The sequence below is a fragment of the Micromonospora lacuserhaii genome (genome assembly GCF_036902735.1).
GTDB lineage: Bacteria > Actinomycetota > Actinomycetes > Mycobacteriales > Micromonosporaceae > Micromonospora.
In genome coordinates this window covers 242,842-255,563 of the sequence record NZ_JBAKHO010000001.1, presented here as the reverse complement: position 1 = coordinate 255,563, position 12,722 = coordinate 242,842, and the positions used below count along the sequence as shown (strand labels likewise).

The 12,722-nt window shown below is 73.5% G+C and carries 9 protein-coding genes; 8 read left to right on the top strand and 1 reads right to left on the bottom strand.

All coding sequences use genetic code 11. The features are described 5' to 3' along the window. Positions 1-26: 26 nt before the first annotated feature. From V6U81_RS01205 to V6U81_RS01195, 3 genes are all read left to right on the top strand, one after another. Entirely contained in the window at positions 27-365 is a 339-nt protein-coding gene (locus V6U81_RS01205) for an ArsR/SmtB family transcription factor (RefSeq protein WP_334483028.1), read from the top strand. Continuing rightward, complete coding sequence (locus tag V6U81_RS01200) at positions 362-2,038, top strand: SulP family inorganic anion transporter (RefSeq protein ID WP_334483026.1); 1,677 nt, start codon at positions 362-364, stop codon at positions 2,036-2,038. Before V6U81_RS01205 ends, V6U81_RS01200 begins: the two co-directional genes overlap by 4 nt. A 76-nt stretch (positions 2,039-2,114) precedes the next feature. Next, entirely contained in the window at positions 2,115-2,666 is a 552-nt protein-coding gene (locus V6U81_RS01195) for a hypothetical protein (protein ID WP_334483023.1), read from the top strand. 20 nt (positions 2,667-2,686) lie between these two features. Here the strand turns inward: V6U81_RS01195 and ilvD are convergent, their stop codons facing one another. Then, positions 2,687-4,534: a dihydroxy-acid dehydratase gene (ilvD, locus tag V6U81_RS01190; RefSeq protein ID WP_334483020.1), complete on the bottom strand. Its 1,848-nt coding sequence runs from the start codon at positions 4,532-4,534 to the stop codon at positions 2,687-2,689. A 128-nt stretch (positions 4,535-4,662) separates the two neighbouring features. Between ilvD and V6U81_RS01185 the strand changes: the two genes are divergently transcribed. From V6U81_RS01185 to serA, 5 genes are all read left to right on the top strand, one after another. Then, the gene (locus tag V6U81_RS01185) at positions 4,663-7,044 is read left to right on the top strand and encodes a putative bifunctional diguanylate cyclase/phosphodiesterase (protein ID WP_420883947.1); all 2,382 of its coding nucleotides are present in this window, start codon (positions 4,663-4,665) and stop codon (positions 7,042-7,044) included. Between the two features lie 234 nt (positions 7,045-7,278). Further along, complete coding sequence (locus V6U81_RS01180; protein WP_334483014.1) at positions 7,279-9,204, top strand: acetolactate synthase large subunit; 1,926 nt, start codon at positions 7,279-7,281, stop codon at positions 9,202-9,204. Then, positions 9,204-9,719: an acetolactate synthase small subunit gene (ilvN, locus tag V6U81_RS01175; RefSeq protein WP_088963577.1), complete on the top strand. Its 516-nt coding sequence runs from the start codon at positions 9,204-9,206 to the stop codon at positions 9,717-9,719. The genes V6U81_RS01180 and ilvN overlap by 1 nt, the downstream gene beginning before the upstream one ends. Positions 9,720-9,805: 86 nt before the next feature. Further along, a complete protein-coding gene (ilvC, locus tag V6U81_RS01170; RefSeq protein ID WP_334483009.1) occupies positions 9,806-10,819 on the top strand; it encodes a ketol-acid reductoisomerase in 1,014 nt (337 codons plus the stop codon). Positions 10,820-11,077: 258 nt separating this feature from the next. Then, positions 11,078-12,676, top strand: a complete 1,599-nt coding sequence (gene serA, locus V6U81_RS01165; protein ID WP_334483007.1) for a phosphoglycerate dehydrogenase — start codon at positions 11,078-11,080, stop codon at positions 12,674-12,676. Positions 12,677-12,722 lie beyond the last annotated feature (46 nt).

The following is a 12,722-nucleotide window of genomic DNA, read 5'->3' as shown; positions in this document are numbered from 1 at the left end:
TCTTCAGGGTGAAGGGGAGGACGTTGATGTCGGTGCCGCTGTACCAGGCCAAGGCCGAGCTGTTCCGCACGCTCGGGCACCCGGTGCGGATCCGGGTGCTCGAACTGCTCCAGGACGGCCCGAAGCCGGTCCGGGACCTGCTCGCGACCATCGACGTCGAGGCGTCCAACCTCTCCCAGCAGCTCGCCGTGCTGCGCCGCGCCGGGATGGTCACCTCGCACCGCGACGGCCCGCTGGTCATGTACGCGCTCAGCACCCCCGACGTGGCCGATCTGCTGGCCGCCGGGCGGCGCATCCTCGGCGCGGTCCTCACCGACCGGGACGGCCTCCTCGACGAGCTGCGCTCCGCCGGGGACGGCCGGTGAGCGCAGTCACCCTCGTCCGGGAGCGGGTGCTCGGGCTGCTGCCCGGCCGGAGCGACTGGGCGGCCGTGCGCCGCTCGCCCCGGCGGGACCTGCTGGCCGGGCTGACCGTGGCGGTGGTGGCGCTGCCGCTGGCCCTGGCCTTCGGCGTCACCTCCGGGCTGGGCGCCCAGGCCGGACTGGTCACCGCCGTGGTGGCCGGCGCGGTGGCGGCGCTCTTCGGCGGCTCCAACCTGCAGGTCTCCGGCCCCACCGGGGCGATGACCGTGGTGCTGGTGCCGGTGGTGCAGCGCTTCGGCCCCACCGGGGTCCTCATGGTCGGGGCGATGGCCGGCCTGGTGCTGATCGCCCTCGCCCTCGCCCGCTTCGGCCGGTACGTCCGCTACCTGCCCACCCCGGTGATCGAGGGCTTCACCGCCGGCATCGCGGTGGTGATCGCCCTGCAACAGGTGCCCGCCGCGCTCGGCGTGACCGACGCCCACGGCGAGAAGGTCTGGGCGGTGGCCGCGGACGCGGTCGGCCGGTTCGTCGTACATCCGAAGCCGGCGGCCCTCGCGGTTGCCCTCGGCGTCGCGGCGCTGCTGCTGCTCGGCGCCCGGTGGCGGCCCCGGCTGCCGTTCTCACTGCTCGGGGTGGCCGCCGCGACCGTGCTCGCCGAGCTCGCCCCGGTCGACCTGGTCCGGATCGGCGCCCTACCCCAGGGGTTGCCCGCGCCGTCGCTGGGCTTCCTCGACCTCGACGCGGTCGGCGTGCTGCTGCCCTCGGCGCTCGCGGTGGCGGCGCTCGCCGCGCTGGAGAGCCTGCTGTCGGCGACCGTGGCGGACGGGATGACCGTCGGCGAACGCCACGACCCGGACCGGGAGCTGTTCGGCCAAGGCCTGGCCAACCTTGCCTCGCCGCTCTTCGGCGGCATCCCGGCGACCGCCGCCATCGCCCGCACCGCGGTGAACGTCCGGGCCGGGGCCGCCTCGAAGCTGGCCGCCCTCACCCACGCCGTCGCGCTCGCGGCGATCGTGCTGGCCGCCGCGCCGCTGGTCGGCCGGATCCCCCTCGCCGCGCTGGCCGGCGTGCTGCTGGCCACCACCGTCCGGATGGTGGAGGCCGGCTCCCTCTGGGCGCTCGCCCGGGCCACCCGGGGCGACGCGGTCGTGCTGGTGCTCACCTTCGCCGTCACGGTGATCTGGGACCTGGTGACCGCGGTGGCGGTCGGCATCGCCGTGGCGGTCGTCCTCGCGCTGCGCGCGGTGGCCCGCAGCGCCCGGCTGGAACAGGTCCCCCTCGACCGCGGCGAGCACAGCGCCGAGGAGCACGCGCTGCTCGCCGAGCACATCGTGGCGTACCGGCTGGACGGGCCACTCTTCTTCGCCGCCGCGCACACCTTCCTGCTGGAACTCTCCGAGGTCACCGACGTCCGGGTGGTCATCCTGCGGATGTCCCGGGTGACGACGATGGACGCCACCGGGGCGCACGTCCTCGGCGACGCGATCCGCCGGCTGCGTGGGCGCGGCATCACCGTCCTGCTCTCCGGCATCACCCCCGGCCACGACCAGGTGCTCAGCACCCTCGGGGTGGCCGACGAGCTGCGCCGCGAAGGGCTGGTCTTCCCGGACACCCCGGCGGCGATCCGCCATGCCAGGGCGCTCGCGCTGGGCACGCCGGCGGCGGTGGCCCGCTAGCCCGACGGGTCCGCGACGACTGTCGCCCACCGGACAGAACCGCCGGGACGGGCACCCAGCCGGTTCAATGGCAGGCATGCGCGGAACGAGCGGCACGGCGACAGCGAAGGCGTTCATCCTGGCCTCCGTGCCCATCGGCGCCGCCGGGTTCCTCGTCCCGGACGCGTGGGCGGTCGCCTCGATCGTCACCAGCCTCACCGTGCTCGCCGCCGGTGGTGGCCTGTGGTGGGCGAGCTGGCGCCGCGCCCGGCGGTGGGCGCACCTGCACCGCACGGGCGATGCCCGGACGGTCGGCGGGGCGGTGGGCACCACCACCGCGCCGCCCGGGGTCGCCGAGGAGGAGGACCTCACCGGGCCGGTGTTCGTCGAGCGCCGCCGCCCCCGGCGGTACCGGTTGATGCTGTCGGCGACGAGCCGGGTGCGACGCGCCACCGCCCGGCGGGCCGGCGGGTCCGCCCCGTCGCCCGACGGCGATCAGCTGACCCTGGTGGCGCAGAACCTCACCCACCTCGAGGGCCTCATCTCCTCGGGCCAGGAGAGATCCCGGCGCGAGCAGGTGTGGTGGCTCATCGCCGGCCTTGCGGCGTCCATTCCGATCGGCGTGGCGATCAACCTGATCACCGGCTGACCGGCCGCCCCCGCCCTCCGCTACTCCGGCACCCGCCGGTACGCGCCGTCGCTGGCCGAGGTGGCCATCGACGCGTACGCCCGCAGTGCCGCGGAGACCGGGCGCTGCCGGTCGGTCGGGGTGTACGGGCGGTCCCGCTTCTCCTCGGCGACCCGGCGGGCCTGGAGCACGTCCTCACCGACGTTCAGCGCGATGGACCGGCCGGGGATGTCGATGACGATCTCGTCGCCCGCCCGGACCAGCGCGATCAGCCCGCCGGAGGCCGCCTCGGGGGAGACGTGCCCGATCGACAGCCCGGAGGTGCCGCCGGAGAACCGTCCGTCGGTGAGCAGCGCGCAGGCCCGGCCCAGCCCCCGGCCCTTGAGGAACGAGGTGGGGTAGAGCATCTCCTGCATGCCGGGGCCGCCCTTGGGGCCCTCGTACCGGATCACCACGACGTCGCCGGCGACGACCTCCTTGGCCAGGATGGCCGTCACCGCGTCGTCCTGGGACTCGTAGACCTTGGCCGGGCCGCGGAAGGTCAGGCACTCCTCGGGCACCCCGGCGGTCTTCACCACGCAGCCCTCGGGCGCGAGGTTGCCGTGCAGGATGGCCAGCCCGCCGTCGGCGGAGTACGCGTGCTCCCGGTCCCGGACGCAACCGTCGGCGGCGTCGGTGTCGAGCGACGACCAGCGGTTGGTGGTGGAGAACGGCTCGGTGGTGCGCACCCCGCCCGGGGCGGCGTGGAACAGCTCCACCGCCTCCGCCTTCGGCGAACCGCCCCGGACGTCCCAGTCGGTGAGCCACTGGGCGAGCGAGGGGGAGTGCACCGCGTGCACGTCCCGGTGCAGCAGGCCGGCGCGGTCCAGTTCGCCGAGGATGGCCGGGATTCCGCCGGCCCGGTGCACGTCCTCCATGTGGTACTGCGGCGAGTTCGGGGCCACCTTGGCCAGGCAGGGCACCCGGCGGGAGATCGCGTCGATGTCGGCGACAGAGAAGTCCAGCTCGGCCTCGCGGGCGGCGGCGAGCAGGTGCAGGATCGTGTTGGTCGAGCCGCCCATCGCCACGTCCAGGGCGACCGCGTTCTCGAACGCGGCCCGGCTGGCCACCGCGCGGGGCAGCACCGAGGCGTCGTCGGCGTCGTACCAGCGTTTGGCGATCTCCACCACGGTGTGGCCGGCCTCGACGAAGAGCGACCGGCGGGCGGCGTGGGTCGCCAGCGTCGACCCGTTGCCGGGCAGGGCCAGGCCGATCGCCTCGGTGAGGCAGTTCATCGAGTTGGCGGTGAACATGCCGGAGCAGGAGCCGCAGGTGGGGCAGGCGGAGCGCTCGATCTCGCCGAGCTGGTCGTCGGTGACCGCCTCGTTGGAGGAGGCGATCATCGCGTCGATCAGGTCGATCTTGGAGTGCACCACGCCCTCGATCGCCACCGTCTTGCCGGCCTCCATCGGCCCGCCGGAGACGAAGACGGTCGGGATGTTCAGCCGCAGCGCGGCCAGCAGCATGCCCGGGGTGATCTTGTCGCAGTTGGAGATGCAGACCAGGGCGTCCGCGCAGTGCGCGTTGACCATGTACTCCACCGCGTCGGCGATCAGCTCGCGACTGGGCAGCGAATAGAGCATGCCGCCGTGGCCCATCGCGATGCCGTCGTCCACCGCGATGGTGTTGAACTCCCGACCCACCCCGCCGGCCTCGGCCACCGCGTCGGCGACCAGGCCGCCCATGTCCTTGAGGTGTACGTGACCGGGGACGAACTGGGTGAAACTGTTGGCGATGGCGACGATCGGCTTGCCGAAGTCGTCGTCGGTCATCCCGGTGGCCCGCCAGAGGGCCCGGGCGCCGGCCATCGTCCGACCGTGGGTGGAGGTCCTCGACCGCAGCTCAGGCATGCCACCCAGTCTTACACCGCCGACACGCGGACCCCGGGCGGTCGTGCCGTGTCCCAACAGATGCACACCCGGTCCCCCGCGGGCGGCAGCCATCCGGCACAGTTGAGGGCGTGCGTTTCCCCCCGGGCATGGTCGCCGTCGCGGTGCTGAGCGGCCTCCTCGCCGTGGCCGCCACCGCACTGCTGGCCGGCTCGGCCCGGCGCCGTTCCGCCGGCCCGCACCGCCAGCCGTACCTCCTGCTGGCCGCCGCCGCGGCGGTAGCCCTGGTGGGCATGTCGACCGGGTTGGCCGTGGTGATCGGCGACCCCGGCCACGCCCCGCACCGGGCCACCCAGTTGACCGGCTGGCCGGTGCTGATCGCCGTCACCGTCGCGCTGAGCGGGGCCGCCGCCTGCGCCGGGCTGCTCCGGCTCCCCGGTGCCGTGGTCAGCCGGGCGGCCACCGCCCGGCTGCTGCTGGACGGCCTGATCATCGCCACCGCGCTCTGGTTCGTCGGCTGGGTGCTCTTCTCCGGGCCGACCCGGCTGCTCGGGGCGGCCACCCCGGTGGCCTGCCCGGCGATCCTGCTCGCCTCGGTGACCGCCGCGGCGACCGCCGGCCTGACGCTGATCGTGGTGCTCCGGGCCGACTCACCCCGGTTCCGGTTCGCGTTGCTCGCCGCCGGCATCACCGCCACCACCACCGGCGGGCTCGGTGTGGTCGCCGGGGTCTGCCAGACCGGCCGCGGGATGACCCTCGCCGGCACCGCGCTGCTCGCCCTGGGCCTGCTGGCCGCCGCCCTGGCGGTGCACCGGGAGCCGTCCGGCCAGGTCGACGTCGACCTGATCCGCCGCGACGGCGAGTACGCCTTCGTGCCGATGTTCGCGATGGCCGCCTCGGCGATGTTCCACCTCGTTCAGGGCGGCCGGTTCGACGCGCTCGGCATCGTCGCCGGCAGCATCGAGGGCTTCGCCCTGGTCGCCCGGCAGTACCTCACCCTCAACGACATGCGCGGGTACGCCGGCCGGCTGGCCGAGCGGGAGGCGCACTTCCGTGAGCTGGCGCACACCGACCCGCTCACCGGGCTGGCCAACCGGCGCGGCCTGCTGCGCGAGATGCAGCGCTGCGCGGACGAGGGCGTCGGCTGCGTGCTGCTCGGCCTCGACCTGGACGGCTTCAAGAACGTCAACGACATGCGCGGCCACGACGTGGGCGACATGGTGCTGGCCGAGGTGGGGCGGCGGCTGCGGGGCAACCTGCGCCCCGGCGACCTGGCCGCCCGGCTCGGCGGCGACGAGTTCGCGGTGCTGATGCGGGGCCGCCAGGCCGACGCCGACGTGGTCGCCGAGCGGCTGCTCCGGGTGCTCGGCCGGGAGTACGACCAGCCGGACGGGCCGGTGTTCCTGTCGGTCAGCATCGGGGTGGCCGGGCAGTGCGGCGAGCCCGACGTGGTGGGGCTGCTGCGCCACGCCGACCTGGCGCTGCGCTACGCCAAGCAGCGTGGCAAGAACCGGATCGAGCGCTACGACGGCACGTACGACCAGCTGCTGCTGCGCCGGACCCGGCTGGAGCACGAGATGCGTGGCGCGATCGAGCGCGACGAGCTGCGGCTGGCGTTCCAGCCGGTCGCCTCGCTGCCGTCGGTCCGTCCGGTCGGCGCGGAGGCGCTGCTCCGCTGGCACCACCCGGAGCTGGGCAACGTCCGCCCGGACGAGTTCATCCCGCTGGCCGAGGAGTGCGGGATGATCGCCAAGTTGGGCGCCTGGGTGCTGCACCAGGCCTGCTGGCAGCTCTCCCGGTGGCTGGCCGACGGGCACGACGTGTGGGTCTCGGTCAACGTCTCCCCGCGCGAGCTGCACGCCCCGGAGTACGTGGTGCAGGTCGCCGAGGCGCTGCGCGCCCACCACGTGCCGCCGCAGCGGCTGGTGCTGGAGGTCACCGAGCACGCCGTCGCCACCGACCTGGACGAGCTGATCCGCCGGTTGACCGCGCTGCGGCTGACCGGGGTGCGGATCGCGCTGGACGACTTCGGCGCCGGGTACTCGTCGCTGGGGCAGCTGCGCCGGCTCCCGATCGACATCCTCAAGATCGACCACAGTCTGGTCGCCGAACACGAGCCGGTCCGTCCGGTGGACCGGGACGGGCCGGCCTTCGCCCCGATGGTCGACATCGTGATGCGGCTGGGCCACCAGCTCGGCCTGGAGGTCATCGCCGAGGGGGTGACCTCGCCCACCGAGCTGGCCGCGGTGGTCGCCGCCGGCTGCCGCTTCGGCCAGGGCGCGCTCTTCGGCTGGGGGGTGCCGGCCGAGCACCTGGAGGCGATGCTGGAGGCGGCCACCTCGCCGGGGGCCCGGCCCGCGTCGCTCCCGCCGCCGGCGCCGGCCCCGCCGGTCCGGCCCACTCCGTCGCCGCTGCTGCCCCGACTGCGGTCCCACCCGCCGGTGCCCGCGCCACGTGTCTCGCAGGAGGGATCCGCGCAGGCCGGGCCGGTTCCGGGGGCCCCGACCGGTGACGGTGTCCCCCGTTCGTGAACCAACATGTGGGATGAGTTGACTCATCCCGCGAGATGCGTCAGGCTTGTCCACATGTCGTCGATCCGGTCGCTGCGAGTACTTACCTGAGCGCACTCTCTCCCGTCGAGAGTGCGCTGGCCCCGTGCATCTGCACGCGGGCCGTTTTTATTGCCGTCGGACCCGCCGGGGCGGACCCGCCCCCGTTGCACGTCGAAGAAGCTCCACCCACTCCAGCCGAAGGGCTGAACCGCCATGACGAGACCCACGCCAGAGACCCTCGCCCACTCCGCCCGGCGGGCGCGCACGGCCACCGAAGCGGCCAGCGACGCCGACCACACCCCCGCGCCGCGGCCCGGCACCGTCCCGGCCGGTGGTGGCAGGGGCGCATCGGCCGGCGCCGACGGAGCCGCCGCGACCGTACGGCAGTCCGCGCCGGCGCAGGTCTCCGGCGCCGGCTCGCTGGTGCGGTCCCTCGAGGCGCTCGGCGTCGACGTCGTCTTCGGCATCCCGGGCGGGGCGATCCTGCCCGCGTACGACCCGCTCTACGACTCGACCGTGCGGCACATCCTGGTCCGCCACGAGCAGGGCGCCGGGCACGCCGCCACCGGTTACGCCCAGGCGACCGGTCGGGTCGGCGTCTGCATCGCCACCTCGGGGCCGGGCGCGACGAACCTGGTCACCCCGATCGCCGACGCGTACATGGACTCGGTGCCGATGGTCGCGATCACCGGCCAGGTGGCGCGCCCGTCGATCGGCACGGACGCCTTCCAGGAGGCGGACATCCAGGGCATCACCCTGCCGATCACCAAGCACAACTTCCTGGTGCAGACGCCCGAGGAGATCCCGCAGGTGCTCGCCGAGGCGTTCCACCTGGCCTCGACCGGGCGGCCCGGGCCGGTGCTGGTCGACATCCCCAAGGACGTCCTCCAGGCGCCGACCACCTTCGCCTGGCCGCCCACCCTCGACCTGCCCGGCTACCGGCCGACCCTGCACCCGCACGGCAAGCAGATCCGCGAGGCGGCCCGGCTGATGGCCATGGCCCGCCGGCCGGTGCTCTACGTCGGCGGCGGCGTGCTCAAGGCCGGCGCCACCGAGAGCCTGCGCAAGCTCGCCGAGCTGACCGGCATCCCGGTGGTCACCACGCTGATGGCGCTGGGCGCGTTCCCCGACTCGCACCGCCAGCACCTGGGCATGCCCGGCATGCACGGCACCGTCGCCGCGGTCTACGGCCTGCAGAAGTCCGACCTGATCGTGGCGCTGGGCGCCCGGTTCGACGACCGGGTCACCGGCCAGCTGGACTCGTTCGCCCCGGACGCCACGGTGGTGCACGCCGACATCGACCCGGCGGAGATCGGCAAGAACCGGCACGCGGACGTGCCGATCGTCGGCGACGCCAAGCACGTCATCGACGAGCTGATCACCGCGGTGACCGCCGAGCGCAAGGCCGGCCACCGCTCCGACCTGGCCGACTGGTGGACCCAGCTGAACGACCTGCGCGAGCGCTACCCGCTGGGCTACGAGGAGCCGTCCGACGGCACCCTCTCCCCGCAGTTCGTGATCAAGCGGCTGGGCGAGATCGCCGGCCCGGACGCGATCTACGTGGCGGGCGTCGGCCAGCACCAGATGTGGGCCAGCCAGTTCATCTCGTACGAGAAGCCGGGCACCTGGCTCAACTCCGGCGGCCTCGGCACCATGGGGTACGCCGTCCCGGCGGCGATGGGCGCCAAGGTGGGCCGGCCCGACACGGTGGTCTGGGCGGTGGACGGCGACGGCTGCTTCCAGATGACCAACCAGGAGCTGGCGACCTGCGCGCTGGAGGGCATCCCGGTCAAGATCGCCGTGATCAACAACGGCAACCTGGGCATGGTCCGGCAGTGGCAGACGCTCTTCTACGGCGAGCGCTACTCCAACACCGAGCTGGGCACCCACAAGCACCGCATCCCGGACTTCGTCAAGCTGGCCGAGGCGCTCGGTTGCATCGGCCTGCGCTGCGAGAACGCCGAGGACGTGGACAAGACCATCGAGGCGGCGATGGCGATCACCGACGCCCCCGTCGTGATCGACTTCGTGGTCGGCAAGGACGCGATGGTCTGGCCGATGGTGGCCGCCGGCACCAGCAACGACGAGATCATGTTCGCCCGTGGCGTCCGCCCGGCCTTCGACGAGGACGAAATCTGATGACCCTGCACACGCTGTCCGTCCTGGTGGAGAACAAGCCGGGTGTCCTGGCCCGGGTCTCCGGCCTATTCTCCCGCCGCGGTTTCAACATCGACAGCCTCGCCGTCGGCGAGACCGAGAACCCGGACGTCTCCCGGATCACCATCGTGGTCAACGCCGAGTCGTCCCCGCTGGAGCAGGTCACCAAGCAGCTCAACAAGCTGGTGAACGTGCTCAAGATCGTGGAGCTGGACCCGCAGGTCTCGGTCGCCCGGGAGCTGCTGCTGGTCAAGGTCCGCGCGGACCGCAACGCCCGGGCGCAGGTGCTGGAGACGGTGAACCTGTTCCGGGCCCGGGTGGTCGACGTCGCGCCGGACACGCTCACCATCGAGGCCACCGGCACCCCGGACAAGCTCGACGCGCTGCTGCGCGACCTCGAACCCTTCGGCATCAAGGAAATGGTCCAGTCCGGCACGGTGGCGATCGGGCGCGGCTCGCGCTCCATCACCGCCGGGCCCGCGCTGCGCGCCGCCTGACCTGACCTCGCCGGCGCTCCGCGCCGCCCGAACCATCGCACAAGTCCACGACGGGCCGCTCGGACCGCCGTACGAAAGGGAAGTCAATGAGCGTTGAGGTGTACTACGACGACGATGCCGACCTGGGCCTGATCCAGAGCCGCAAGGTCGCGGTGATCGGGTACGGCAGCCAGGGCCACGCCCACGCGCTGTCGCTGCGCGACTCCGGCGTCGACGTGGTGATCGGCCTGCCGGCGGGCTCGAAGAGCCGGCCGAAGGCCGAGGAGCAGGGCCTGCGGGTGCTCACGCCGGCCGAGGCGGCGGCCGAGGCCGACGTCATCATGATCCTGGCGCCGGACACCGCGCAGCGCGCCCTCTACACCGAGGCGATCGAGCCCAACCTCGCCCCCGGCAAGGCGCTCTTCTTCGGCCACGGCTTCAACATCCGGTACGGCCTGATCACCCCGCCGGCCGACGTGGACGTGGCGATGGTCGCCCCGAAGGGCCCGGGTCACCTGGTCCGCCGCCAGTACGTCGACGGCAAGGGCGTGCCCTGCCTGGTCGCCGTCGAGCAGGACGCCAGCGACTCCGCCTTCGCGCTCGCCCTGTCGTACGCCAAGGGCATCGGCGGCACCCGGGCCGGCGCGATCAAGACCACCTTCACCGAGGAGACCGAGACCGACCTCTTCGGCGAGCAGGCGGTGCTCTGCGGCGGCGCGGCGGCGCTGGTGCAGACCGGCTTCGAGGTGCTCACCGAGGCGGGCTACGCCCCCGAGGTGGCCTACTTCGAGTGCCTGCACGAGCTGAAGCTCATCGTCGACCTGATGTACGAGGGCGGCATCGCCCGGATGCGGTACAGCGTCTCCGACACCGCCGAGTACGGCGACCTGTCCCGTGGCCCGCGGGTCATCGACTCCCGGGTCAAGGAGGAGATGCGCAAGATCCTCGGCGAGATCCAGTCCGGCGAGTTCGCCCGCGAGTGGGTGGCCGAGGACGAGGCCGGCCGGCCGAACTTCGCCAAGTGGCGGGCCGAGGGCGCGGCGCACCCGATCGAGGAGACCGGCCAGAAGCTGCGGTCGATGATGAGCTGGGTGGATCGGCCGATCACCGAGACGGCCTGACCGGCACGGGTGGCGGGTCCGGCGCTCTCCCCGGCGCCGGGCCCGCCGCCGCCTGCGTTCCGCCCCTGTTCAGCCCCGGGACATGTCTGGTTTGTGAGGGCACTCACCCCGCAGTCCCGGACACGCCGGCCGACCCGCGCCCTACGATCCCTGGTAGGTGCGTAGCCGGCACCTGACGGCCATGGCACGGCTCACCGCAGGGCGCAGCGCGGCGTCCCCCGCCGCAGCCGACCGCTCTGACGACATCTACGAGGACCAATGAATCCTGTCGTACTGATCGCCGAAGAACTCGCTCCCGCCGCCATCGAGGTGCTCGCGTACGACTTCGACGTACGCCACGTCGACGGCACCGACCGCCCGGCCCTGCTCTCCGCGCTCGCCGAGGCCGACGCGGTGATCGTGCGCAGCGCCACCCAGATCGACGCCGAGGCGATCGCCGCCGCGCCGCGTCTCAAGGTGGTCGCCCGGGCCGGCGTGGGCCTGGACAACGTCGAGGTGCCGGCCGCCACCGCGCGGGGCGTCATGGTCGTCAACGCCCCCACCTCCAACATCGTCTCCGCGGCCGAGCAGGCCGTCGCGCTGCTGCTCGCCGTGGCCCGCAACACCGCCGCGGCAAGCGCCGCGCTCAAGGCGGGGGAGTGGAAGCGGTCCAAGTACACCGGCGTCGAGCTCCAGGGCAAGACCGTCGGCGTGGTGGGTCTCGGCCGCATCGGCGTGCTCTTCGCGTCTCGCATCGCCGCCTTCGGCACCCGGCTGATCGCGTACGACCCCTACATCCAGCCGGCCCGCGCGGCCCAGCTCGGCGTCCGCCTGGTCGGGCTGGAGGAGCTGCTGCGGGAGAGCGACTTCATCTCCATCCACCTGCCGAAGACCCCGGAGACCGTGGGCCTGATCGGCGAGAAGGAGCTGGCGGTCGTCAAGCCCGGCGTCCGGATCGTCAACGCCGCCCGCGGTGGCCTGGTCGACGAGCAGGCCCTGGCCGACGCGATCGCCGAGGGCCGGGTCGCCGGCGCCGGCGTCGACGTGTACGCCAAGGAGCCCTGCACCTCGTCGCCGCTGTTCGCCTTCGACAACGTGGTGGCCACCCCGCACCTGGGTGCCTCCACCCACGAGGCGCAGGACAAGGCCGGCCTGGCCGTGGCCAAGAGCGTCAAGTTGGCGCTGCAGGGCGAGTTCGTGCCGGACGCGGTCAACGTGCAGGCCGGCGGCGTGGTCGCCGAGGACGTCCGCCCGCTGCTGCCGCTGGCCGAGAAGCTCGGCCGGGCGTTCACCGCGGTCGCCGGCGGGGTCGCCGCCAGCGTCACCGTCGAGGTGCGCGGCGAGATCGTCGCCCACGACGTCTCGGTGCTCAAGCTCGCCGCCACCAAGGGGCTGTTCAGCTCGGTGGTGGAGGAGCAGGTCACCTACGTCAACGCGCCGCACCTGGCCGCCGAGCGGGGCGTCGAGGTCACCCTCGCCACCCAGGCCGAGACGGTGGACCACCCCAACCTGGTCACCGTCCGGGGCGCGCTGCCCGACGGCCGTACGGTCAGCGTCTCCGGCACGGTCGCCCAGACCGGCACCCGGGACGTCATCAAGCTGACCGAGGTCGACGGCTTCGACGTGGAGATCGGGGCGGAGGGCATCCTGCTCTTCCTGCGCTACGTCGACCGGCCGGGCGTGGTCGGCACCGTCGGCACCCTGCTCGGCGAGGCGGGCATCAACATCGCCGCGATGCAGGTGGCCCGTCGGGAGGCCGGTGGCGAGACGCTGATGACCCTCACCGTCGACCAGGCGCTCGGCGCGGACCTGCTCACCTCGGCGGCCGACTCGATCGGCGCCAACTCGGCCAGCGCCGCGGACCTGCGCGACGAGTAGTCCCACCGCACGACGCAGGGGGGCCCGGCCGTCACGGCCGGGCCCT

What these genes read in the sequence shown, in the direction of transcription:
- ilvD (WP_334483020.1), bottom strand. Translation starts at nt 4,534, where the DNA reads ATGCCTGAGCTGCGGTCGAGGACCTCCACCCACGGTCGGACGATGGCC.
- ilvN (WP_088963577.1), top strand. Translation starts at nt 9,204, where the DNA reads ATGACCCTGCACACGCTGTCCGTCCTGGTGGAGAACAAGCCGGGTGTC.
- V6U81_RS01195 (WP_334483023.1), top strand. Translation starts at nt 2,115, where the DNA reads ATGCGCGGAACGAGCGGCACGGCGACAGCGAAGGCGTTCATCCTGGCC.
- V6U81_RS01180 (WP_334483014.1), top strand. Translation starts at nt 7,279, where the DNA reads ATGACGAGACCCACGCCAGAGACCCTCGCCCACTCCGCCCGGCGGGCG.
- ilvC (WP_334483009.1), top strand. Translation starts at nt 9,806, where the DNA reads ATGAGCGTTGAGGTGTACTACGACGACGATGCCGACCTGGGCCTGATC.
- serA (WP_334483007.1), top strand. Translation starts at nt 11,078, where the DNA reads ATGAATCCTGTCGTACTGATCGCCGAAGAACTCGCTCCCGCCGCCATC.
- V6U81_RS01205 (WP_334483028.1), top strand. Translation starts at nt 27, where the DNA reads ATGTCGGTGCCGCTGTACCAGGCCAAGGCCGAGCTGTTCCGCACGCTC.
- V6U81_RS01185 (WP_420883947.1), top strand. Translation starts at nt 4,663, where the DNA reads ATGGTCGCCGTCGCGGTGCTGAGCGGCCTCCTCGCCGTGGCCGCCACC.